Origin of the sequence: Streptomyces sp. NPDC008238, assembly GCF_042956445.1 — a bacterium.
Lineage (GTDB): Bacteria > Actinomycetota > Actinomycetes > Streptomycetales > Streptomycetaceae > Actinacidiphila.
The window spans coordinates 33,177-56,800 of the sequence record NZ_JBIBGK010000014.1 but is presented as its reverse complement, the minus strand read 5'-3'; the positions used below and the strand labels follow the sequence as shown (position 1 = coordinate 56,800).

The 23,624-nt window shown below is 72.5% G+C and carries 17 protein-coding genes; 4 read left to right on the top strand and 13 right to left on the bottom strand.

Annotation, left to right across the window (positions count from 1 at the left end; all coding sequences use genetic code 11):
- Window positions 1–168: 168 nt before the first annotated feature.
- Window positions 169–1,476 (top strand): glycosyltransferase 87 family protein, encoded by a 1,308-nt coding sequence (locus ACFZAU_RS25600; protein WP_500554125.1) that lies wholly within the window; start codon window positions 169–171, stop codon window positions 1,474–1,476.
- On the opposite strand, the gene serA is transcribed toward ACFZAU_RS25600, so the two are convergent.
- The 6 genes from serA to ACFZAU_RS25570 all read right to left on the bottom strand — a co-directional run bounded on the left by serA (window position 1,460) and on the right by ACFZAU_RS25570 (window position 11,115).
- Window positions 1,460–3,049 carry a phosphoglycerate dehydrogenase gene (gene serA / locus ACFZAU_RS25595; protein WP_499602275.1) on the bottom strand — a complete coding sequence of 530 codons (1,590 nt, stop codon included), beginning with the start codon at window positions 3,047–3,049 and terminating at the stop codon, window positions 1,460–1,462. The genes ACFZAU_RS25600 and serA overlap by 17 nt on opposite strands.
- Window positions 3,050–3,302: 253 nt before the next feature.
- Window positions 3,303–4,301, bottom strand: coding sequence for a ketol-acid reductoisomerase (gene ilvC / locus ACFZAU_RS25590; RefSeq protein WP_500463163.1), 999 nt, complete (start codon window positions 4,299–4,301; stop codon window positions 3,303–3,305).
- A 77-nt stretch (window positions 4,302–4,378) separates the two neighbouring features.
- Entirely contained in the window at window positions 4,379–4,906 is a 528-nt protein-coding gene (gene ilvN / locus ACFZAU_RS25585) for an acetolactate synthase small subunit (RefSeq protein ID WP_400802304.1), read from the bottom strand.
- Window positions 4,907–4,938: 32 nt separating this feature from the next.
- Window positions 4,939–6,816: an acetolactate synthase large subunit gene (locus ACFZAU_RS25580; RefSeq protein ID WP_500554124.1), complete on the bottom strand. Its 1,878-nt coding sequence runs from the start codon at window positions 6,814–6,816 to the stop codon at window positions 4,939–4,941.
- A 212-nt stretch (window positions 6,817–7,028) separates the two neighbouring features.
- A complete protein-coding gene (locus ACFZAU_RS25575) occupies window positions 7,029–9,878 on the bottom strand; it encodes a putative bifunctional diguanylate cyclase/phosphodiesterase (RefSeq protein WP_500554123.1) in 2,850 nt (949 codons plus the stop codon).
- Window positions 9,879–10,161: 283 nt separating this feature from the next.
- Complete coding sequence (locus ACFZAU_RS25570) at window positions 10,162–11,115, bottom strand: 2-hydroxyacid dehydrogenase (RefSeq protein ID WP_500554122.1); 954 nt, start codon at window positions 11,113–11,115, stop codon at window positions 10,162–10,164.
- A 56-nt stretch (window positions 11,116–11,171) separates the two neighbouring features.
- Between ACFZAU_RS25570 and ACFZAU_RS25565 the strand changes: the two genes are divergently transcribed.
- From ACFZAU_RS25565 to ACFZAU_RS25555, 3 genes are all read left to right on the top strand, one after another.
- A complete protein-coding gene (locus ACFZAU_RS25565) occupies window positions 11,172–12,164 on the top strand; it encodes an aldo/keto reductase (RefSeq protein ID WP_500554121.1) in 993 nt (330 codons plus the stop codon).
- A 204-nt stretch (window positions 12,165–12,368) separates the two neighbouring features.
- Window positions 12,369–13,508, top strand: coding sequence for a PQQ-dependent sugar dehydrogenase (locus ACFZAU_RS25560; protein WP_500554217.1), 1,140 nt, complete (start codon window positions 12,369–12,371; stop codon window positions 13,506–13,508).
- A gap of 23 nt (window positions 13,509–13,531) precedes the next feature.
- Entirely contained in the window at window positions 13,532–13,846 is a 315-nt protein-coding gene (locus ACFZAU_RS25555; RefSeq protein WP_500554120.1) for a DUF6191 domain-containing protein, read from the top strand.
- Here the strand turns inward: ACFZAU_RS25555 and ACFZAU_RS25550 are convergent.
- The 7 genes from ACFZAU_RS25550 to gatA form a co-directional block, all read right to left on the bottom strand.
- On the bottom strand, window positions 13,727–16,774 hold the full coding sequence (locus ACFZAU_RS25550) for a helix-turn-helix transcriptional regulator (RefSeq protein WP_500554119.1): 3,048 nt from the start codon (window positions 16,772–16,774) through the stop codon (window positions 13,727–13,729). The genes ACFZAU_RS25555 and ACFZAU_RS25550 overlap by 120 nt on opposite strands.
- A 50-nt stretch (window positions 16,775–16,824) precedes the next feature.
- Entirely contained in the window at window positions 16,825–17,046 is a 222-nt protein-coding gene (locus ACFZAU_RS25545; protein ID WP_500554118.1) for a hypothetical protein, read from the bottom strand.
- Between the two features lie 193 nt (window positions 17,047–17,239).
- Entirely contained in the window at window positions 17,240–17,896 is a 657-nt protein-coding gene (locus ACFZAU_RS25540) for a hypothetical protein (RefSeq protein ID WP_500554117.1), read from the bottom strand.
- 17 nt (window positions 17,897–17,913) lie between these two features.
- Window positions 17,914–20,115: an MMPL family transporter gene (locus ACFZAU_RS25535; protein WP_500554116.1), complete on the bottom strand. Its 2,202-nt coding sequence runs from the start codon at window positions 20,113–20,115 to the stop codon at window positions 17,914–17,916.
- Window positions 20,116–20,357: 242 nt separating this feature from the next.
- Window positions 20,358–21,866: an Asp-tRNA(Asn)/Glu-tRNA(Gln) amidotransferase subunit GatB gene (gene gatB / locus ACFZAU_RS25530; protein ID WP_500554115.1), complete on the bottom strand. Its 1,509-nt coding sequence runs from the start codon at window positions 21,864–21,866 to the stop codon at window positions 20,358–20,360.
- A gap of 25 nt (window positions 21,867–21,891) precedes the next feature.
- Window positions 21,892–22,131, bottom strand: a complete 240-nt coding sequence (locus ACFZAU_RS25525; RefSeq protein ID WP_499602291.1) for a hypothetical protein — start codon at window positions 22,129–22,131, stop codon at window positions 21,892–21,894.
- Window positions 22,128–23,621 (bottom strand): Asp-tRNA(Asn)/Glu-tRNA(Gln) amidotransferase subunit GatA, encoded by a 1,494-nt coding sequence (gene gatA, locus ACFZAU_RS25520; protein ID WP_500554114.1) that lies wholly within the window; start codon window positions 23,619–23,621, stop codon window positions 22,128–22,130. Before gatA ends, ACFZAU_RS25525 begins: the two co-directional genes overlap by 4 nt.
- Between the last annotated feature and the right edge of the window lie 3 nt (window positions 23,622–23,624).

Genomic DNA, 23,624 nt, shown 5'->3' with positions numbered 1-23,624 from the left:
GTTGCCGACCCGAGGGGGCACAAGTAACGTGGCGCGCGGCCCGGCGCCGCGGGGCGGCCGGGCTTCGGCAGCAAGGCCCAGGGGGGCTTGATCAGTACGCGTGGGACGCGGCCGGACCGCGCGTCCGGCGCGGACACCGCGGATGGCGAACAAGGGGATCGGGAGCCGGTGACTCATTCCACGGAGGCCCACGGACGCGAACGCCCGGCGCTGTGGAGGACACCGCCTGCCGTCCCCGGCAGACCGCGCGCCGACCGCAGGCTCCTCCTCGCCGGGCTGCTGCTGGTCGTGTCGCTGGCCGCCTTCACCGCGCTGTGCCTGTCGATGGCCGTCCCCATGGCCGACATGCAGGTCTACCGGGCCGAGGGCGCCGCCGTCGTCAACGGCACCGACCTGTACGGCTTCACCGTCACCGAGTGGAAGCTCCCGGCGACCTACCCGCCCTTCGCCGCGATGCTGTTCGTGCCGACGACGTGGCTGCCCGTGGCGCTGCTGAAGCCGGTCTTCATGGGCGGGAACCTGCTGCTGCTCGGGCTCCTCGCGCACCTTTCCTGCCGGGCGACGGGCTGGCCCCGCGCCCGCGGCTCGCGGTGGGTCGTGGTGCTGCTGGCCATGGCCCTCGGGCTGTGGCTGGAGCCCGTCTTCCAGACGATGCTCTACGGCCAGATCAACCTGCTGCTCACGGTGCTCGTGCTGTGGGACCTGAGCCGGCCGGACGGCGCACGCGGCAAGGGCATCGCCATCGGCGTGGCGGCGGGCATCAAGCTCACCCCCGCGATCTTCGCCGTCTACCTGCTGCTGACCGGCCGCCGCAAGGAGGCCGCGGTCGCCGCCGCGAGCTTCGCCGGCACCGCACTGCTCGGTGCGCTCGCACTGCCCGGAGCGACGGTCGACTACTGGACCCGCTGCCTCTTCGACACCAGCCGCATCGGCAAGGTCTGGATCGTCGACAACCAGTCGCTGCAGGGCCTCGTCGCCCGGGTGCTGCACACCGAGCACCCCGGCGCGGTGTGGGCGGCCGTCGCGCTGCTCGTGGCCTGCGCGGGGCTCGCGGTCTCGGTGCGGATGGGCCGGCTGGGCCGGGAGGCCTGGGGCGTGGTGTGCTGCGCGGTGACGGCGCTGCTCATCACACCGATCAGCTGGTCGCACCACTGGGTGTGGTGCGTGCCGATGCTGATCCTCCTCGCCGCCGAGGCGCCGCGCTGGGCGCTGCGGGTGGCCGCGGTGGTCTTCCTGGCCCGCACCCTGTGGATCGTGCCGAAGGCCGGTGACCTCGATCTGCACCTGGCGTGGTGGCTGCAGCCCTTCGCCTCCCCGTACCCCGTGCTGGGTCTGGTCTTCCTGGCCGCGGTGGCGCTCCGCTTCCGGCCCGGCTCCCCGGCGACGGCGGCGCAGACGGCGAAGGGGCGGCCGGCCCGGATCGCCCGGGTCGGCCGCCCCCAGCGGAGCGAACCGGCCGTCAGTCCTCGAGATTGACCGCGCGGGCCGAGGACGCGCCGATCTCCTCGGCGATCTCGGCCAGCACCGGCGCCGGGATGGCGGTGTCGACGGTCAGCGCGACCAGCGCCTCGCCGCCCGCCTGGTCACGGGCGACCTGCATGCCCGCGATGTTGACGCCGGCCTCGCCCAGGATGCGGCCGATGGTGCCGACGACACCGGGGCGGTCGGTGTAGCGCAGGAAGCCCATGTGGTCGGCGAAGACCAGGTCCACGTCGTCGTCGCCCACGGCGACGATCTTCTGGATGTGCTTGGGGCCCGCCAGCGTGCCGGAGACGGACACCTCGGTGCCGTCCGAGAGGGTGCCCCGCACGGTGACCAGGTTGCGGTGGTCGGGCGACTCGCTGCTCGTGGTGAGGCGGACCTCGACGCCGCGCTCCTGCGCGAAGAGCGGGGCGTTGACGTAGCTGACGGTCTCGTCGACGACGTCCTCGAAGACGCCCTTGAGGGCGGAGAGTTCCAGCACCTTCACGTCGTGCTGGGTGATCTCGCCGCGCACCTCGACGTCGAGGCGGACCGCGACCTCGCCCGCGAGGGCGGTGAAGATCCGGCCGAGCTTCTCGGCGAGCGGCAGGCCCGGGCGGACGTCCTCGGCGATGACCCCGCCCTGGACGTTGACCGCGTCCGGCACCAGTTCACCGGCGAGCGCGAGGCGCACCGAGCGGGCGACCGCGATGCCGGCCTTCTCCTGCGCCTCGTCGGTGGAGGCGCCCAGGTGCGGGGTGGCCACGACGTTGTCGAACTGGAAGAGCGGCGAGTCCGTGCACGGCTCCTTGGCGTACACGTCCAGGCCGGCGCCGCCCACCCGGCCCTCCTTCAGCGCGGCGAACAGCGCCTCCTCGTCCACGATCCCGCCGCGGGCGGCGTTGACGATGCGGACGTGCGGCTTGACCTTGCGCAGCGCCTCGTCCCCGATGAGCCCGACCGTCTCCGGGGTCTTGGGGAGGTGCACCGTGATGAAATCGGAGACCTGCAGCAGCTCGTCGAGGCTGAGGATCTTCACACCCATCTGGGCGGCGCGCGCGGGCTGGATGTAGGGGTCGTACGCGACGATCTTCATCCCGAAGGCCGACATGCGCTGGGCCACCAGGGCGCCGATCCGGCCGAGTCCGACCACGCCGAGGGTCTTCTCGGCGAGCTCCACACCGGTGTACTTGTTGCGCTTCCACTCGCCCTGCTTCAGGGCCGCGTTCGCCGGGGCGATGTTGCGGGCGACGGAGATCAGCAGGCCGCACGCGAGCTCGGCGGCGGTGACGATGTTGGAGGTCGGGGCGTTGACGACCATCACGCCGGCCTTGGTGGCGGCGGAGACGTCCACGTTGTCGAGTCCGACGCCCGCACGGGCGACGACCTTGAGCTTCGAGGCGGCGGCGATCGCCTCGGCGTCCACCTTCGTGGCGCTGCGGATCAGGATGGCGTCGGCGTCGGTGATCGCGCTCAGCAGCTCGGCCCGGTCGGCGCCGTTGCAGTGCCGGATCTCGAAGTCCGGTCCGAGGGCGTCGACGGTGGCGGGCGACAGCTCTTCAGCGATGAGTACGACGGGGTTGCTCACGTGAGTCCTCACTAGTCCCAGGTCAACGGCCGCGTCCCGACGGCCGAAGGCGGTGGAGGGGAATGGCATGCCGCGTGGAAGACGCACGACGCTGTGAGCCTGACGCGCTTGTTCATGGAGTCTATCGGCGGCGGGCCCGGCATCCTGCGCCAACGTGGAAGGATCACCCGCACGAGGGTGTACGGGGTGGCCAAAGCGGCAGGTCCCGGGGGCGCGGCGCCCCCGGGACCGTGTCGACGTCGGTGCGGAGGACCTACGCCTCCTCGTCCACCCAGCTCATCAGCTTGCGCAGCTTCTTGCCGGTGGTCTCCAGCAGGTGGCTCTCGTCGGCCTTCTTGTACTCGTTGTAGCGCGGCAGGCCGGCGTTGTACTCGGCGATCCAGTTGTTGGCGAAGGAACCGTCCTGGATCTCGCCGAGGATCTTCTTCATCTCGGCCTTGGTGGCGTCGGTGATGATGCGGGGGCCGGTGACGTAGTCGCCCCACTCGGCGGTCTCGGAGATGGACCAGCGCATCTTCTCCAGGCCGCCCTCGTACATGAGGTCCACGATGAGCTTCAGCTCGTGCAGGCACTCGAAGTACGCGATCTCCGGCTGGTAGCCGGCCTCGGTCAGGGTCTCGAAACCGGCCTTGACCAGGGCGGTGGTACCACCGCAGAGGACCGCCTGCTCGCCGAACAGGTCGGTCTCGGTCTCCTCGGTGAAGGTCGTCTTGATGACGCCGGCGCGGGTGCCGCCGATGGCCTTGGCGTAGGACAGCGTCAGCGCGAAGCCGTTCCCGGTCGCGTCCTGCTCGACGGCCGCGATGCACGGGACGCCGCGGCCCTCCTCGTACTGACGGCGCACCAGGTGGCCCGGGCCCTTGGGGGCGACCATGCACACGTCGACGCCGGCCGGGGGCTTGATGAAGCCGTAGCGGATGTTCAGGCCGTGTCCGAAGAACAGCGCGTCGCCGTCCTTCAGGTTGTCCTTGATGGACTCCTCGTAGACCCGCGCCTGGATCGGGTCCGGGACCAGGATCATGATGACGTCGGCCTCGGCGGCGGCCTCGGCGGGGGTGACCACGCGCAGGCCCTGCTCCTCGGCCTTCGCCTTGGACTTGGAGCCCTCGTGCAGGCCGACGCGGACGTCGACCCCGGAGTCGCGCAGCGACAGCGCGTGGGCGTGGCCCTGGCTGCCGTATCCGATGACCGCGACCTTGCGGCCCTGGATGATGGACAGGTCGGCGTCGTCGTCGTAGAACAGCTCGGCCACTTCGGGTCTCTCCTTGGTGATCTGGGGGGTTGCCCACACAGTACGTCCGCGGGCCGGGATCAAGTCTGGGGGTCTCGCTATGCGGTCCGGTCGAGGGCGCGCAGAGACCGGTCGGTGATCGAGCGTGCACCCCGGCCGATCGCGATCGTGCCGGACTGGACGAGCTCCTTGATGCCGAAGGGCTCCAGCATCTTCAGCATGGCCTCGAGCTTGTCGGCGCCGCCGGTGGCCTCGATGGTGACCGCCTCGGGCGAGACGTCCACGGTCTTGGCGCGGAACAGCTGGACGATCTCCACGATCTGGGAGCGGGACTCGTTGTCGGCGCGCACCTTCACCAGGACCAGCTCGCGCTGGACGGCGGCGGAGGGCTCCAGCTCGACGATCTTCAGGACGTTCACCAGCTTGTTCAGCTGCTTGGTGACCTGCTCCAGCGGGAGCTCCTCGATCACGTTCACCACGATGGTGATGCGGGAGATGTCGGCGTGCTCGGTGGTGCCGACGGCGAGGGAGTCGATGTTGAAGCCGCGGCGGGAGAACAGGGCGGTGATCCTGGCCAGGACACCGGGCTTGTTCTCCACCAGGACGGAGAGCGTGTGCTTGGACATGTCGCGTCGTTCCTCTGCTTCTCTCTCGGTCCTCAGTCGTCCGCGGCGTCGCCGAAGTCGGGGCGGACGTCGCGGGCGGCCATGATCTCGTCGTTGGAGGTGCCGGCGGCGACCATCGGCCACACCATGGCGTCCTCGTGGACGATGAAGTCCACGACCACCGGGCGGTCGTTGATCGCGTTGGCCTTCTCGATGACCTCGTCCAGCTCGTCGGGCGACTCGCAGCGCAGGCCCACGCAGCCCATCGCCTCCGACAGCTTCACGAAGTCCGGGACCCGGGTGCCGGGCGCCGGGGTCTGGCTGACGCCCTGCTGGGAGCCGCGGCCCGCGTTGGTCTCACCGGCGTGCAGGACGGTGTTGGAGTAGCGCTCGTTGTAGAAGAGCGACTGCCACTGCCGGACCATGCCGAGGGCGCCGTTGTTGATGATGGCGACCTTGATCGGGATGTTGTTCAGCGCGCAGGTGACCAGCTCCTGGTTGGTCATCTGGAAGCAGCCGTCGCCGTCGATCGCCCACACGGTCGTACCGGGCCGGCCGGCCTTGGCGCCCATGGCGGCGGGCACGGCGTACCCCATCGTCCCGGCGCCGCCGGAGTTGAACCAGGTGTTGGGCCGCTCGAAGGAGATGAACTGCGAGGCCCACATCTGGTGCTGGCCGACGCCGGCCGCGAAGAGGGTGCCCTCCGGGGCCAGCTCGCCGATCCGCTGGATGACCTGCTGCGGGGACAGGCTGCCGTCGGCGGGCAGGTCGTACCCGAGCGGGTAGGTGTCGCGCAGGCCGCTCAGCAGCTTCCACCAGTCGGCGTAGTCCCCGCGGCGGCCGGCGTCGTGGTCGGCCTGGACGGCGACGATCAGGTCGGCGATGACCTCGCGGGCGTCACCGACGATCGGCACGTCGGCCACGCGGTTCTTGGAGATCTCGGCCGGGTCGATGTCGGCGTGGACGATCTTGGCGTACGGGGCGAAGGAGTCGAGCTTGCCGGTGACGCGGTCGTCGAAGCGGGCGCCCAGGGTGACGATCAGGTCGGCCTTCTGCAGGGCCGCGACGGCGGAGACCGAGCCGTGCATGCCGGGCATGCCGACGTGCTGGGGGTGGCTGTCGGGGAAGGCGCCCAGCGCCATCAGCGTGGTGGTGACCGGGGCGCCGGTCAGCTCGGCCAGGATGCGCAGTTCGGCGGTGGCGCGGGCCTTGAGGACGCCGCCGCCGACGTACAGCACGGGGCGCTTGGCCTCGTTGATCAGGCGGGCGGCCTCGCGGATCTGCTTGGCGTGCGGCTTGGTGACCGGGCGGTAGCCGGGCAGGTCGGTGGCGGGCGGCCAGGAGAACGTGGTCTGCGCCTGCAGCGCGTCCTTGGCGATGTCGACCAGGACCGGGCCGGGGCGGCCGGTGGACGCGATGTGGAAGGCCTCGGCGATGGTGCGCGGGATCTCGTCCGCGTTGGTGACGAGGAAGTTGTGCTTGGTGATCGGCATCGTGATGCCGCAGATGTCCGCTTCCTGGAAGGCGTCGGTGCCGATCGCCTTGGAGGCCACCTGGCCGGTGATCGCGACGATGGGGACCGAGTCCATGTGGGCGTCGGCGATCGGGGTGACCAGGTTGGTCGCGCCCGGGCCCGAGGTCGCCATGCAGACGCCGACCTTGCCGGTGGCCTGCGCGTAGCCGGTGGCGGCGTGACCGGCCCCCTGCTCGTGCCGGACGAGGACGTGGCGCACCTTGGAGGAGTCCATGAGCGGGTCGTACGCGGGGAGGATCGCACCACCCGGGATGCCGAACACGGTGTCCGCGCCGACCGCCTCGAGAGAGCGGATGAGGGACTGGGCGCCCGTGACGCGCTCGGCGGGAGTGGGCTGCGGCGCGGCGCCGCGGGCCCGCGGCTGCGGGTGGTGGGCCCCGGTGGCCTGCTCGGTCATCTGGTTCTCATCTCTCAGGAGGGTGAGGGTGGAGAGGGCGGTATGTCTGGATCCCAGGCAACAAAAAACCCCCCGTGCCGGCAGGCAAGCGAGGGGAGCGCGTCGGTGCGTTCCACGAGGCGGTCAGGGGCCCCGGGTCAGCCGACGCGCTTTCCAAGTACGAGAATTCGGGTGCGCATGGGACTGACCTTCCTCCTCGCCTGCGGGGAGTGTCAAGCGGGTGGGACGGGCGTCTCATTATTTGAGCGTAGCTCCTCCGTCTTCCGTGTGCCGCGCACGGAGATCCGGGTGCTGTTCAGCGGGACCGGCCCGCCGGGCACGGGATAGCTCCCGCGGGTCAGCGAGGAGCGCAGCCGGTGCTCGTCCAGCGGCCCCGAGAACGCCATGCCCTGACCATGGGTGCAGTCCATCTCGCGCAGCGCCAGCACCTGCTCCGGACGGTCCACGCCCTCGGCCACCGAACGGATCCCGAGGTCCGCGGCGATGCGCAGCAGCCCGGCGGTGATCTTCCTGAGGCGCGGCGACTCCACGAGGCCCTCGGTGAGCCCGCGGTCCAGTTTCAGCACGTCGACGGGGAGCCGACGCAGCGCGTCCATGGGCGCGTAGCCGCTGCCGAAGCCCTCCAGGGCGATGCGCACCCCGAGCCGGTTGAGCGCGGTCAGCCGCCGCTCCAGCTCGTCCAGGGAGATCCGCGGATCCTGGTCGGCGATCTGCAGGACGAGGGAGTCCGGCGGCAGCCCGTGCCGTTCGAGCAGCGCCTCGACGTCCTTGGTGGGCAGCTCGCGGTGCATCAGGCGCCGGGTGGACAGCCGTACGGCGACGGGCACCGGGCAGCCCGCGGCATGGCGCAGCGCGGCCTGCCCGACCGCCTCCTCCAGCAGCCAGCGGGCCAGTTGCGCGGTGCGGTCGGTGTCCTCGGCAACCCGGAGGAACTCGGCGGGGGTGAAGAGGATGCCCTGCGCGGAACGCCAGCGGGCCTGCGCCTCGACCGCCGCCACCTCGCCGCTGCCGAGGTCGACCACGGGCTGGTGGAGCAGGGCGAACTCGCCGTCCCGCAGGGCGGTGCGCAGCCGTCCCGCGAGTTCGGCGCGGCGCACCACCTCGGCCTGCATCGCGGGCGCGTACATCTCGACCCGGCCCTTGCCGGCCTGCTTGGCCCGGTACATCGCCAGGTCGGCGTTGCGCAGCAGCTCGCCGGCACTGACCCCGGGGTCGGCGAAGGCCACCCCGATGCTGGCGGCCACCCGGACCTCGGTGCCGTCCACCCGGTAGGGCTCGGACAGCGCGGCGCGGAGCCGGTCGGCCACCTCGTGGACCTGGTACTCGCGCAGATGGCGGTCGGCGCTGGTGCCGCAGATGAGGGCGGCGAACTCGTCGCCGCCCAGGCGTGCGGCGGTGTCGCCGGCGCGCACCGAGTCCTGCAACCGTCGCGCGGCCTGGACGAGCAGCTCGTCGCCGGCCTGGTGGCCGACGGTGTCGTTGACCGCCTTGAAGCCGTCCAGGTCGATGAAGAGCACCGCGGTGGTGCCGGTGTCGCCGTCGCCGGCCCGGCGGCCGCCGATCGCCTGGCGGATCCGTTCGGTGAACAGGGCCCGGTTGGGCAGGTCGGTGAGCGGGTCGTGCTCGGCGTTGTGCTGCAGCTGGGCCTGGAGCCGGACCCGTTCGGTGACGTCGCGGCTGTTGAAGATCAGGCCGCCCTGGTGGCGGTTGACGCTCGACTCGACGTTGAGCCAGCTGCCGTCCCCGTGCCGTATGCGGCACTCGATGCGGGTGGCGGGTTCCTCGGCCGCGTGGGCGGCCAGGAAGCGCCGTACCTCGTGCACCACCCGGCCCAGGTCGTCGGGATGGATGTGGGTGGCGAACTCGGTGCCGACCCACTCCTCCGGGTCGCAGCCGTACACACCCTTGGCGGCGGGGCTGACGTAACGCAGCGCGCCGGTCGGCGAGGCGATCATGATGACGTCGCTGGAGCCCTGCACGAGGGACCGGAAGTGGTTCTCCTTCTGGGCCAGCTCCTGCGTGAGGGCCATGTTGTCGAGCAGCATGATGCCCTGCCGCACGACCAGGGCGAGCACGACGGTGCAGCCGGTCAGGAGCACCACCCGGTCGCTCTTGCGGCCGTCGATGACGTTGTAGAGGATCCCGAGCACGCAGACCGCGGCGGCCAGGTACGGGGTCAGGGCCGCCAGCGAGCCGCTCACCCGGCGGCCCTGCTCCTGCTGCCGTCGCGCCGTCCCCCGCTCGGTCGTGCCCGGCTCGGCCGTGGCGCGTTCGCCGACCCAGGGGGCGTAGGCGAGCAGCATGCTGCCGGCGAACCACCCGGCGTCCAGGATCTGGCCGGAGCTGTAGTGCTCGCGCAGCAGGGGCGAGGTGAACAGCGCGTCGCACAGCACGGTGAGGGCGAGCGAGGCGATGGCGGTGTTCACCGCGGCCCGGTTGGCCGAGGACCGCCGGAAGTGCAGCGCCAGCACCATGCTCACCAGCATGATGTCCAGCAGGGGGTAGGCCAGGGACAGGGCGATGCGCGCGGTGCTGCGGCCCTCCCACAGGGCCGTCTGGGCCAGGGCGAGGGTCCAGGAGAGCGTCAGCAGGGAGCCGCCGATGAGCCAGGCGTCCAGCCCGAGGCAGACCCAGCCGGCCCGGGTGACCGGCCGTTTGGCGAGCACCAGCAGCCCGATGATCGCGGGAGGTGCGAAGAGCAGGAAGCAGAAGTCGGCGACCGAGGTGCGCGGCACGTCGTCGCGCAGCACGACCTCGTACCAGCCCCAGATGCCGTTGCCGAGCGCCACCATGGCGGAGGAGACGGCGAACAGCGCCCACGCGGGGCGGTAGCGGTCGTCGGCCGCCTTGCGGACGTAGACCAGACAGGAGACGGCGGCGGCCAGCGCGGCCGCGGAGAGGCCGAAGTCGCCCATGACGACGGCCAGCCCCCTGGAGCCCCAGCCGAGGGTTGCCCCGATGGCGTAGCCGCCGCAGAGCACGGCCAGCAGCATCTGGGGCAGCAGGCCGGCCCGGCTGCCCGGCGCGGAGGCCTGCGAGAGGACCGCACCGGGCGCGCTCACGGTGTCGTCCCGTGGAACCGTGAGCGTCCCCGGCACGGTGTGCCGTGGTCCAGCGTCGGATGCTCTCTCCATTGGCCGTGCATCGCCCGTCGCCCCCCATCAAGTGCCGAGTCGTCCCACGCCCGTTCGCGGCTCGCCGAGCCACGCCGGTCGTGTTCCCCCAGTGCGGGACGATACACCAGTTCAGTCACTCAGGGACATAGTTCCTCTACACAGCGTGACCACGCGTAGCGCCCTGCCCCACGCGTGGGGCACTCGGTGCCAGGACGTGTGGTGCGGGTGCTCAGGTGGTCAGGACGACGTTCGTGAGGTCCTGGCCGGCCGCGAAGCGGCCCAGTTGCTCGCGGAGCAGCCGCTTGGCCCTGGGCAGGAAGGCGGAGGTGCTGCCGCCGACGTGCGGACTGACCAGGACGCCCGGCGCGTGCCACAGCGGGTGCCCCGGAGGAAGCGGTTCCGGATCGGTGACATCGAGTGCCGCCATTAGGCGGCCGGCCTCCAGCTCCGCGAGGAGCACCTTGGTGTCCACCACGGGCCCGCGGGCCACGTTCACCAGCAGGGCCCCGTCCTTCATCCCGGCCAGGAACCGGGCGTCGGCCAGATGGCGGGTGTCCGGGGTGAGCGGGGTCGACAGGACGACCACGTCCGCCCGCGGCAGCAGCCGGGGCAGCTCCCCCAGGGCGTGCACCGGGCCGTGCGGGGAGCGCCGGGCCAGCCGCGCGACCCGGGTGACGTGGCATTCGAACGGGGTGAGCCGGTCCTCGATGGCGGCGCCGATCGAGCCGTAGCCGACGATGAGCACCTGCTTGTCGGCGAGGGCGGGGTAGAAGCCGGCGTGCCACTCCTCGGCGTCCTGGCCGCGCACGAAGCGGGGGATGCCGCGCAGGGACGCCAGGGTGAGGGCGACGGCCAGTTCGGCGGTGCTCGCCTCGTGCACCCCGCGGGCGTTGCACAGCCGCACCCCCTGGGGGAGCTGCCGGAGGTACGGCGTGACGTGGTCGACACCCGCGCTGAGGGTCTGCACGACCCTGACCCCGGACATGCGGGGCAGCGGACGCCCGGCGACCTCCGGCCCCTTCATGTAGGGCACCACGTAGAACGCGGCGTCGGCGGGGTCGGCCGGGAACTCGTCGCCCCCGTCCCAGAAGAGGTAGTCGAGTCCGGCGGGGAGCCCTTCGACGTCCTGCGCGGGGATCGGGAGCCAGACCGTGGGGCGGTGGTTCCGGGTGATGTCAGCCATGGTCAGGAGGCTATGGCACAGTGGGGCGGCGCGAGAGGTCAGCGGAGGTCAGCCAGGTGGAGCGCAGGACGGTCGGATCGGCGGCTCTGGAGGTGGGCGCCGTCGGTCTGGGATGCATGCCGATGAGCTGGGCCTACACGGCGTCCCGGCAGGAAGGCGAATCGTCACTGCGGGCCGTGCACGCGGCGGTCGACCGCGGCACGACACTGCTGGACACCGCCGACATGTACGGGCCGTTCACCAACGAGCTGCTGCTGGGGCGGGTGCTGAGGGAGCGTCGGCGGGAGGTCTTCCTCTCCACCAAGTGCGGACTGCTCGTCGGCGAGCAGCACCTGGTGGCCAACGGCCGCCCCTCGTACGTGAAGCGGGCCTGCGACGCGTCGCTGCGGCGGCTGCAGACCGATGTGATCGACCTCTACCAGCTGCACCGCGCCGACCCCGAGGTCCCGGTCGAGGAGACGTGGGGCGCGATGGCGGAACTGGTGGCGGCCGGCAAGGTGCGTGCGCTGGGGTGGTGCGCGGTGGGCGCCCGGGCGGCACGGCGCGCGGGTGCGGGCATATACGACGAGACGCTGCGGCAGTTGCGCCGCGCCCAGCAGGTCTTCCCGGTCAGCTGCGTGCAGGCCGAGCTGTCGGTGTGGTCGCCCGAGGCGCTGGCCGAGCTGCTGCCCTGGTGCACGCAGCGCGGGGTCGGCTTCATGGCCGCGATGCCGCTCGGCAACGGCTTCCTGACGGGCACCCTCACCCCGGGCCAGGGCTTCGAGCCGGACGACGTACGGGCCCGCCACCCCCGCTTCACGGCCGAGATGATGGCCGCCAACCAGCCGATCGTCGCGGGACTGCGCCGGGTCGCCGAGGTGCACGGGGCGACGCCCGCGCAGGTCGCACTGGCCTGGGTGCTGGCCCAGGGACCGCAGGTCGTGCCGATCCCCGGCGCGAAGCAGCAGCGGTGGACGGTGGAGAACGCCGGGGCCGCGGAACTGCGGCTGACCGAGGAGGACTTCGCGGAGATCGCGGCGCTGCCGCCGGCGCGGGGCTCCTGGGACTGAGGGCGACGGCCGGGACGGACGGGGCCGGAGAGACCCCCGTGGCGACACCGCTGCGATGCACGGGCCCCGAGCCCGGGGTGCCGGAAATCGACGTCGTACGGCGGGAACCCCGAACGGCCGGGCGGTGTAGTGAGGGATGTGATGTTCTTGGAGTCCGAGCCGGAGAACCCCCGGGAGGGAAGCGTGGGACGCCGTGCCGCCGTCGTGACCGCCGCGCTGGCCAGTGCCGCGCTGCTCGCCACCGGATGCTCCTCGGACGGTGGTGCCGCGCCCGCTCCCCCGGCCTCCTCCTCTTCCGCCACGAAGTCGGCGCCGGCGCCCGGCGGCAGTGAGGGGCCCGCGGCGCCGGCGAAGGGCACGGCGGAGGTGACCGGCACGGTCGCGACCGGGCTCAGCACCCCGTGGGGCGTGGCCGCGCTCGCGGAGGGCGATCTGCTGGTGGCCTCCCGGGACACCGGAAGAATCGTCCGGGTCGCCGCGGACGGCGGCCGTACGACCGTCCTCGGCACGGTGCCCGGGGTCTCCTCCGGCGGCGAGGGCGGCCTGCTGGGGCTCGCCGTCTCGCGGGACTTCGCCACCGACCACATGGTGTACGCCTACTTCACCACCGACTCGGACAACCGCATCGCGCGCATGCTCTACGACCCGGCGAAGCCCGCCGGGGAACAACTGGGCGCGCCGGACACGATCCTGCGCGGCATCCCGCACGGCGCCATCCACAACGGTGGGCGGATCGCCTTCGGCCCCGACGGCATGCTCTACGCGGGCACGGGCGAGAGCGGCGAACGGGGCCTGGCGCAGGACAAGAAGTCCCTGGGCGGCAAGATCCTGCGGATGACCCCGGACGGTGAGCCCGTGCACGGCAACCCCGAGGCGGACTCCGTCGTCTACTCCTACGGGCACCGCAACGTGCAGGGTCTGGCCTGGGACGGCCAGGGGCGGCTGTGGGCCTCGGAGTTCGGGCAGGACACCTGGGACGAGCTCAACCTGATCGAGCCGGGCAGGAACTACGGCTGGCCGGTCGTGGAGGGCCTCGCCCACCGCGACGGCTACGCGGACCCGGTCGCGCAGTGGCGCACGGACGACGCCTCGCCCAGCGGCATCGCCTATGCGGACGGCTCGATCTGGATGGCCTCGCTGCGCGGCGCCCGTCTGTGGCGGATCCCCCTGGCCGGTACGAAGGCCGCGGCCGACCCGCAGGCGTTCCTCGTCGGCACGTACGGGCGGCTGCGCACCGTCCTCGCCGATCCGGACGGCGGGCTGCTGCTGACCACCAGCAACACCGACGGCCGCGGCGAGCCCCGCAAGGGCGACGACCGGATCCTGCGGCTGCGGGTGAGCTGACCGACGACACCTTGGGGGGTGCGATGTTCAACGCGCTGGACGAACTGTTCGCTCCGGGCCGCAGGCACGCCGAGGACGAACGCAACCGCCTGGAGCTCGTGCGGGACGAGGAGGGCGACGCGGATCCCGGCCGGGGCCCGGTCGACCTCGACTCGGGCGCCGTCCTGATACGTCCGCCGCGCGCCGGCGGTCAGGCCCACCGGCCCGCGGTGCGGGCTTCAGCCCGGCTGCCCGGCGAACAGCCGCAGCCGGTGGGCGAGCGCGGCCGCCTCGCCGCGGCCCGAGACGCCCAGCTTGGCGAGGATGTTGGAGACGTGCACGCTGGCGGTCTTCGGTGAGATGAAGAGTTCCTCGGCGATCCGGCGGTTGGTGTAGCCGGCGGCGACCCGGCGCAGGACCTCGCGTTCGCGCGCGGTCAGCCCGAAGGGCTCGGGCTCCCCGGCCGCTTCGGGGGCGGCGGCCTCCGGTTCGTCCAGCGCGAGCCGGCCGCGGCGGGCGAGCAGCCGGACGGCCTCGCGCAGCGGGACGGCACCGAGGGAGTCGGCGACCTCGCACGCCAGGCGCAGCAGGGCGGCCGCCCGCTCGCGGGCGCCGGGATCGTGCCGCGCGAGCAGGGTCTCGGCGAGCCGCAGCCGTACCAGGGCGAGCGGGTAGGGGCGGTCGAGGGCGGCGTAGGCCTCCTCGGCGGCGGCCCAGGGACCGGGGTCGGTGCTCCCGTCGGCGCGCAGCAGTTCGGCCTCGACCAGCAGGGCGTGGGCGGCCCACACCGGTGACAGCCGGGGCAGCCGCCCCGCCGCCTTGCGGATGAGGGCGAGCATCGCGGGCCGGCCGGCCTCCGCGCCGGGCAGCCCGAGGGCGTCCGCCTCCAGGGCCGCCGCGGTGTGCAGCATGGGCCAGGCGTAACGGTGGAACGCGGGCGGGAACCCGGCTTCGAGGGCCGTCATCACCGCGGCGCGGGCCTCCAGGAAACGTCCGCGCCCGGCGGCGACGGCGATGGTCAGATGACGCAGCGGCAGGGTGTTCTGCGGCTGGTGGTCCTGCGGGCCCAGGTGGTCCCGGGCGGCGGCGACCTCGGCCTCGGCGCGGTCGTACTCCCCGCGCAGCACGGCGAGGTGGGCCAGCAGCGTCGCGGCCCAGCCGAGGTACAGGGCGTGGTTGGTGTTCTCCCGGCCGCGGACGGCGACCTCGGCGGCCTCTTCCCAGCGGCCGAGGGCGAGCAGCGATTCGGCCTGGTTGGCGGAGGCGAAGGTGGCTCCGTCGCGCAGCCCGTGGCGGGTGGCGCTCTCCACGCCCCTGCGGGCGACCGCGATCGCCTCCTCCGAGCGGCCCACGGACTCCAGCAGGGCGGCGAGGTTGGCGTCGGTGTTCACCGTGAGGTTGCCGTACCGGGCGGCGGCGGCCCGTTCTCGGGCCGCCTCCAGTTCGGCGATGCCGGCCGCGGTGTCACCCGAGTCGGCGAGGAGGATGCCGAGGGTGACCCGGGCGTGGAGCTCGGTCTCCTCGGCGCCGACCAGCCGGGCCAGTTCGATGGCGCGCTCGGCCGTGGTGATGCTGTCCGGCCCCGGGTCGTGCATCATGTCCCAGCCGGCCGCGCTCTCCAGTACCTCGGCGTGGACCGGTGACGGCGGCAGCCCGCGGACGAGTTCCTGGGCCTCGGCGATCTCCGCCCAGCCGTCGCCGCGGCCCATGGCGACCATCAGCCGGGAGCGCTGGATCCAGAACCACGCGGCGCGCAGCGGGTTGCTGCCGGAGCGCTCCAGCAGGCGCAGCGCGCGCTTGGTGACCTCGTAGGCGCCCTCGCGGTCGGCGCTGAGGCGGGCGGCCACGGTCGTCTCGGCGAGCAGGTCCATGTACTGCAGGGGCTTGCTGCCCGGGTCGCAGCCGCACGGGGGGAACACCTCGACGTAGTCGACGGGGCGCAGCTCCTCGCGGACGTCCGCGGGCGTGTCGTCCCACAGCTCCAGGGCGCGTTCGAGCAGCCGGTGCTGTTCGGCGTAGGCGTGCCGGCGTCGCGCCTCGACGGAGGCGCTCAGCACCGCGGGCAGCGCCTTGGCGGGCTCGTGGGCGTGGTACCAGTAACTGGCCAGCCGGGCGGGGAGTTCGTCGGCGGGCACCAGAGCGGGGTCGGCCTCCAGGGCCCGCGCGTAGCGGCGGTTGATGCGGCTGCGCTCGCCCGGCAGCAGGTCGTCGCCGACGGCCTCGCGGACCAGCGAGTGCCGGAAGCGGTAGCCGTCGCCGTCGTCGGTGGGCAGCAGGATCTTGGCGCCGACGGCCGAGCGCAGGGCCTCGATGAGTTCGTCCTCGCCGAGCCCGGCGACGGCTTCCAGCAACCGGTACTCGACGGCGGAGCCGCCCTCGGCGACGACGCGCGCGACGCGCTGCGCGGTCTCGGGCAGTGTCTCGACGCGGACCAGCAGCAGGTCGCGCAGGCTGTCGCTGAGCCCGGTGCGGCAGCCCTGGGTGATGCTGCAGGCGAGTTCCTCGACGAAGAAGGGGTTGCCGTCGGAGCGGCTGAACACCCGGTCGACCAGGGTCGGGGCGGGCTCGGAGTCGAGGATCCCGGCGACCTGGGCGCGGACCTCGGCGCGGTTGAAGCGGGCCAGTTCCAGCCGCGCGACGGAACGCATCCGGTCGAGTTCGGCGAGGAAGGGCCGCAGCGGGTGCCGGCGGTGTATGTCGTCGGAGCGGTAGGTGGCCAGGACGACGAGCCGGCCGCGGGAGAGCGAGCGCAGCAGGTAGCCGAGGAGTTCGCGGGTCGAGCGGTCGGCCCAGTGCAGGTCCTCCAGCGCGACGACGAGCGTGCGTTCCTCCGACAGCCGCTCCAGCAGCCGCGAGGTGAGCTCGAAGAGCCGGGCGCGGCCGTGCTCGTCGCGCTGGTCGGCGAGGGGGTCGGGGCCGTCCGTGCCGCCGAGCCCGGGCAGCAGGCGGGCGAGTTCGGCCTCGCTGCCGGCGGCCGCGGCGACCAGTTCGTCGCCGAGCCGGCGGTGCAGGGCGCGCAGGATCGTCGCGACGGGGGCGAAGGGCAGTCCGTCCGCGCCGATCTCCACGCAGGCGCCGACGGCGGTCATGGTCGCCGGTCCGTCCTGGGCCGCGGCGAGGAACTCCTCCACGAGCCGGGTCTTGCCGACGCCTGCCTCGCCGCCGATCACCAGCGCCTGCGGCTCGCCCGCGTGGGCGCGGGCGAGCGCGGAGGTGAGGCGGGTCAGTTCGCGGCTGCGTCCGACGAACACCGGGCTGACCGACTGGTTCTGCACGGTCCCGAGCATCGCACGGGGCCCTGACGGCGCGGTACCGGTTTGCACCGGCACCACGGTGCTCATCCGGCGGCCCGCAGTCGGCGGGAGAGCCGGCCGGCCCTCCTTCCGTGCCGCCTTCCCCCGTCCTGGCCGGCGGCGGTCACGCGGGCGCCGCCGGCCTCGCGGGCGGCCTGCCGCGCGGCCCGGCGGGCCTGGTCGGCCTGGCGGGCCAGCCGGTACTCGGCGGCCTCGCGCAGCAGCTGCTCCGCCCTTTCGCGGCCCAGCAGTTCGTGTGGGTACATCGTTGCTCCTCGGGTCCGGGACCGATGGTCGGGAGTCTTCTTCTCCGTGCCATCAGCCTCGTCCCCGAGGGGGGTGGGCCACATCGGGCAACCGCCCAGGCTTGAAGGGTGCGGATGCCTTAGGCCGCGCGGCGAAGCGCCCAGTTCCCCGGGTCGACCGCGCGGCCCCTCCTCAGGTGCCTCGGCAGGTGCCTCAGCCGCCGGTCGAGACCGGGGCCTCGGCCACGCTCGGCAGGCCGCCGAAGAGGTCGAACCACGTTCCGGCCGCGACGAACAGCCCGAGGACACCGAGGGCGAGACCGCCCCAGGCGACCGCGCGCACCCAGGGCGCGGCGTTCCGTCCGGCGAGCAGCACGGCGCCGAGGACGACGAGGGCGACCAGCGCGCAGACGCCGTTGACGACGGCGGTGGTGTGCCAGGGGGCGCCGTATATCTGCTCGATCTGCTGGGCGGCGGTGCCGGAGGAGGCGTGGATCTGCCCGACGAGCTGCCGCCGCTCGGCCAGTACGGTGCCCAGCCAGGTGCCGGTGAGGGACGCGAGGCCGAGGGCGGCGCCGACGACGGCCGCGGCGCCCGGGACGACCGCGGGGGTGGAGGCGTCCGCCGCCTCCGGGGTGCCGGTGGCGTCGCTCTGCTCGGCCGCGTCGACGTCGTCGGCCTCCTCGCGGGCTTCGGAGTCTTGCGGGTCTTCGCGTCGGCCGGGCTCGTCGAGGGCCTGCGGCTCGTCGGCCGTCGTGGGCTCGGCGCCGGGCGCGGTCGCGGGATGCGCGCCGTCGTCAGCGGCTCGGTCGGGCTCGGCGTCCGCGGCGAGGTCGCCGGCTGCCGCCTCGGGGGTCTTGGTGGTCTCCATGGGCGGCAACCGTACGGTCACATTCTGAGAGCCTTCTGAGAACCGGGCTCCTCCACGGCGACGGGCGTGCGCTGCCCCACCGGGCCCTCGATGCAGATCCGCGGCAGCCGGCGTTCCAGCCACCGGGGCAGCCACCAGTTCCAGTCGCCCATCATGTGCATCAACGCCGGTACGAGCAGGGTCCGCAGGACGAAGGCGTCGAGCGCGACGGCGGCCGCCAGGCCGATGCCGAACATCGCGATCACGCGGTCGCCGCTGAGCACGAAGGCGAGGAAGACGGAGATCATGATGACCGCGGCGGAGTTGATCACGCGGCTGGTCTCGGCGAGGCCCACCCGGACCGCACGGCGGTTGTCGCGGGTCTCGCGCCACTCCTCGTACATGCGGCTGACGAGGAAGACCTGGTAGTCCATGGAGAGCCCGAAGAGTACCGAGACCATGATCACCGGTAGGAAGGGCTCGATCGGTCCGGCCGCTCCCAGCCCCAGCAGTTCGCTCCCCCAGCCCCACTGGAAGATCGCGACCACGATGCCGAAGGAGGAGGCGACGGCGACGACGTTCATGACCGCGGCCTTGATCGGGATGCCGAAGCTGCGGAAGGCCAGCAGCAGGAGCACGCAGCCGAGCCCGATGACCGAGCCCACGAAGAGCGGCAGCTTGCCGACGATCACCGAGGCGAAGTCCGCGTAGCCCGCGGTGACACCGCCGACGTACACCTCGAGGGAGGTGCCCTCGGTCGCCTCCGGGATGACGTCCTTGCGCAGGTGTGTGACGAGCCGGTCGGTGGCCTGGTCCTGCGGGGAGGTGGTCGGGACGACGTCGATGACGTCCAGCCCGCTGCCGTGCTGTGCCTGCTCCTTGTGCACCGCGGCGACGCCCTCGGTCCGCCCGAGGTCGGCGGTGAGCTGCTCCAGGGCCGCCCGGTCGGCGGCGTCGCCGGACTTGGTGACCAGTTGCAGCGGGCCGTTGAAGCCCGGGCCGAAGCCCTCGGAGAGCAGGTCGTACGCCTGGCGGGTGGTGGTGCCCGCGGCGCTGTTGCCCTGGTCGGAGGCGCCCAGGTGGAGGGAGGTCGTGGGCAGGGCCAGCGCGAGCATGACGACGGCGGCGACCACGCCGAGGACCTTGGGGTGCCGTTCGACGAAGGCGGACCAGCGGGCGGCGAACCCGGTCGGCAGTTCGGGCGACGGGCCGTGCTCGACCAGCCGGCGCCGTTCCCGGCGGCTGAGCGCCTTCATGCCGATGGCGCCCAGCAGTGCGGGCAGCAGCGTCACCGAGGCGGCGACGGTGAGCATCACGGTGAGGGAGGCGGCGATCGCCACGCCGTTGAGGAACGACAGCCGCAGGATCAGCATGCCGAGCAGGGCCACGCAGACCGTGCCGCCGGCGAAGACCACCGCCCTGCCGGTGGTGGCGACCGCCTTCTCGGCGGCCTCCCGCACCGGCAGGCCCTGTTTGAGGCCCCTGCGGTGGCGGGTGACGATGAACAGGGCGTAGTCGATGCCGACGCCCAGGCCGATGAGCAGGCCGAGCATCGGGGCGAAGTCGGCGACCCTGATCAGGTGGCCGAGCAGTTGGATCGTCATGTACGCGGTGCCGACGCTGACCAGCGCGGTGACGATCGGCATGAACATCGCGAAGAGCGAGCCGAAGGCCACCAGCAGCACCACGGCCGCGACGGCGACGCCCACGACCTCGCTCATGTGCCCGCCGCCGCCCTCGGTCAGCGCGATGGCGCCGCCGCCCAGGGCGACCTGCGTGTTGTCGTCGGCGGCGGCCCTGGCCGTGTCGACGACCTTCTGCACCTGACCGGCCTGCAGGTCGTCCGAGGGCCTGTCGAACACCACGGTCGCGTAGGCGGTGTGCCCGTCCTGGCTGATCTGCGCGGCGCCCTCGGTGCTGTAGGGGCTGGTCACCGAGGCGACGCCGGGGAGCCCGGCCACCTCGTCCAGCGTGCCGGTCAGCCGTTCCCTGACGGACGCGACACCGACGGTGCCCTTGTCGGTGTGCCAGACGATGGTGTCGCTGTCGCCCGCCGAGCCCGGGAAGGCCTCCTTCAGCAGAGCGGTGGCCTTGCTGGAGTCGGTGCCCTTGATGTCGTAGTCGTTGGAGTACGCGGAACCGGCGAGCAGGGCGGCCGTGGACAGGCCGAGCAGGGCGACGAGCCACAGCAGGACGACGGCGAGACGACGGTCGAGGCACCAGCGGGCGAGTGCAGCCATTGCTCTCCCTGGGATTGCGCGGATCTTTCAGGCCGGGGAAGAGCCCGCAAAGAACACAACACGTACGTCCTCGACTGAACCAGGAAGAAGAGATCGTTGGCCGCGTTCGTGCGCTTAATCACATATCGTCCGGGGAATTTATGTCGCCCTTACACGCCACGGACCTGCGGCGACGCCGAAGGGCGGGCCCCCTGACCGGGAGCCCGCCCCTCGCATGCCTGCCGGCCGCGCCGGCCGCCGGATCAGCCCTGGACGCCCAGCTTCTCCAGCACGAGCTCGCGCACGCGCTTGGCGTCGGCCTGACCGCGGGTGATCTTCATGACGGCGCCGATGAGCGCGCCCGCCGCCGCGAGGTTGCCACCGCGGATCTTGTCCGCGACGGCGGCGTTGGCCGCGATGGCCTCGTCGACGGCGGCGCCGAGCGCGCCCTCGTCCGAGACGACCTTCAGACCGCGCTTGTCGACGACCTCGTCCGGCTCGCCCTCACCGGCCAGCACGCCCTCGATGACCTGGCGGGCCAGCTTGTCGTTGAGCGAGCCCTCGGCCACCAGCGCCGCCACCCGGGCCACCTGGACCGGGGTGATGGGCAGGGCGGTCAGTTCCACGCCGTCCTCGTTGGAGCGGCGGGCCAGCTCGCCCATCCACCACTTGCGGGCGGAGGCCGCGTCGGCCCCGGCCTCGATGGTGGCGACGATCGGGTCGATCGCGCCCGCGTTGAGCACCGACTGCATCTCGTGGTCCGAGATGCCCCAGTCCTCCTGGAGGCGCATCCGGCGCACCCGCGGGAGCTCCGGCAGGCCGCCCCGCAGCTCCTCGACCCACTCGCGGGCCGGCGCCACGGGGACGAGGTCGGGCTCCGGGAAGTACCGGTAGTCCTCCGCCTCCTCCTTGATGCGGCCGGAGGTGGTGGAGCCGGTGTCCTCGTGGAAGTGCCGGGTCTCCTGGACGATCGTGCCGCCGGAGGAGAGCACGGCCGCGTGCCGCTGGACCTCGAAGCGGACGGCCCGCTCGACGCTGCGCAGCGAGTTGACGTTCTTGGTCTCGCTGCGGGTGCCGAACTTCTCCCGGCCGTGGGGGCGCAGCGACAGGTTGACGTCGCAGCGCATCTGGCCCATCTCCATGCGGGCCTCGGAGACGCCCAGCGCCTTGATCAGCTCGCGCAGCTCGGTGACGTACGCCTTGGCGACCTCGGGCGCGCGCTCGCCGGCGCCCTCGATCGGCTTGGTGACGATCTCGATCAGCGGGATGCCGGCCCGGTTGTAGTCCAGCAGCGAGTGCGAGGCGCCGTGGATGCGGCCGGTGGCACCGCCCACGTGCGTGGACTTGCCGGTGTCCTCCTCCATGTGGGCGCGCTCGATCTCCACGCGGAAGATCTCGCCGTCCTCCAGCTGCACGTCGAGGTAGCCGTTGAAGGCGATCGGCTCGTCGTACTGGGAGGTCTGGAAGTTCTTCGGCATGTCCGGGTAGAAGTAGTTCTTCCGCGCGAAGCGGCACCACTCGGCGATCTCGCAGTTGAGCGCGAGACCGATCTTGATCGCGGACTCCACGCCGGTCGCGTTGACGACCGGCAGCGCGCCGGGCATCCCGAGGCACACGGGACACACCTGGCTGTTCGGCTCGGCGCCCAGGGTGGTGGAGCAGCCGCAGAACATCTTCGTCTTGGTGCCGAGCTCGACGTGGACCTCGAGGCCCATCACCGGGTCATAGGACGCGAGCGCGTCCTCGTACGACACCAGGTCCGTGACGGTCACAGTCTTGATACCTCTCAGTTCCCCGTCAGGATGACAGCACGTCGTCGTCGCCGATCCGGCGCAGTTGCCGGAGCAGCAGGGCGACACCGGTGGCGATCGCCGCGGCGCTCACCACCGCGTCGATCAGCAGCAGCGTGTCGCTCTCCGCGCGGCCCCGCTTCATCTGCCGTGCGACACCGACCGCGCCGAAGAGCGTGGTGCCGATCGACAGGTAGGTGCCGGACTTGCTCTTCTTGAAGCCCTTGGCCTTCTCGAGCTTGCTCACAGGATCGGTGCCTCCTCCAGCAGCGGGTGACCCCAGCGTGCGGTGAACGCCGCCTCGACGGCCGCACCGACACGGTAGAGGCGGTCGTCGGCCATGGCCGGGGCGATGATCTGCAGACCGACCGGGAGCCCGTCCTCGGCCGCGAGGCCGCAGGGCACGGACATGGCGGCGTTGCCGGCCAGGTTGGCCGGGATGGTGCACAGGTCGGCGAGGTACATCGCCATCGGGTCGTCCACGCGCTCGCCGATCGGGAACGCGGTGGTGGGGGTGGTCGGCGAGATCACCACGTCGACCTGCCCGAAGGCGCGCTCGAAGTCGCGTGAGATCAGGGTGCGGACCTTCTGGGCGCTGCCGTAGTACGCGTCGTAGTAGCCGGAGCTGAGCGCGTACGTGCCGAGCATGATGCGGCGCTTGACCTCGGGGCCGAAGCCGGCCTCGCGGGTGAGGGCGGTGACGTCCTCGGCGCTGCGGGTGCCGTCGTCGCCGACCCGCAGGCCGTAGCGCAGGCCGTCGAAGCGGGCCAGGTTGGACGAGGCCTCGGACGGCGCGATCAGGTAGTACGCGGCGAGCGCGTACTGGAAGGACGGGCAGGACAGTTCGACGACCTCGGCGCCGAGCTCGCGCAGCAGCTCGACGGACTCGTTGAACCGCTCCATGACGCCGGCCTGGTAGCCCTCGCCCGCGAACTCCTTGATGATGCCGACCCGCATGCCCTTGACGTCGGCGCGGCGCGCGGCCTCGACGACCGGCGGGACGGGGGCGTCGATGGAGGTGGAGTCCATCGGGTCGTGGCCCGCGATGACCTCGTGCAGCAGCGCCGCGTCCAGGACCGTGCGGGCGCAGGGGCCGCCCTGGTCCAGGGAGGAGCTGAAGGCGACCATGCCGTAGCGGGAGACCCCGCCGTAGGTGGGCTTGACGCCGACGGTGCCGGTGACGGCGGCCGGCTGGCGGATGGAGCCGCCGGTGTCGGTGCCGATGGCCAGCGGGGCCTGGAAGGAGGCCAGGGCGGCGGAGGAACCGCCGCCGGAGCCGCCGGGGATGCGGGTGAGGTCCCACGGGTTGCCGGTCGGGCCGTAGGCGCTGTTCTCGGTGGAGGACCCCATGGCGAACTCGTCCATGTTGGTCTTGCCGAGGATGACGATGCCGGCCTGCTTGAGGCGGGCGGTCAGCGTCGCGTCGTACGGCGGGACCCAGCCCTCGAGGATCTTGGAACCCACGGTCGTCGGGACGCCCTTGGTGGTGAAGATGTCCTTCAGCGCCAGCGGGACGCCCGCGAGCGGGCCGAGCTTCTCACCGGCGGCGCGCTTGTCGTCGACGGCCTTGGCGGCCTTCAGGGCGCCCTCGGTGTCGACGTGCAGGAAGGCGTGCACCTTCTCGTCGACGGCGGCGATGCGGTCCAGGTGGGCCTGGGCGACCTCGACGGCGGAGGTCTCGCCGGAGACGACGGCGGCCGCGGTCTGCGCGGCGGTGAGCCTGGTCAGATCGGTCATCGT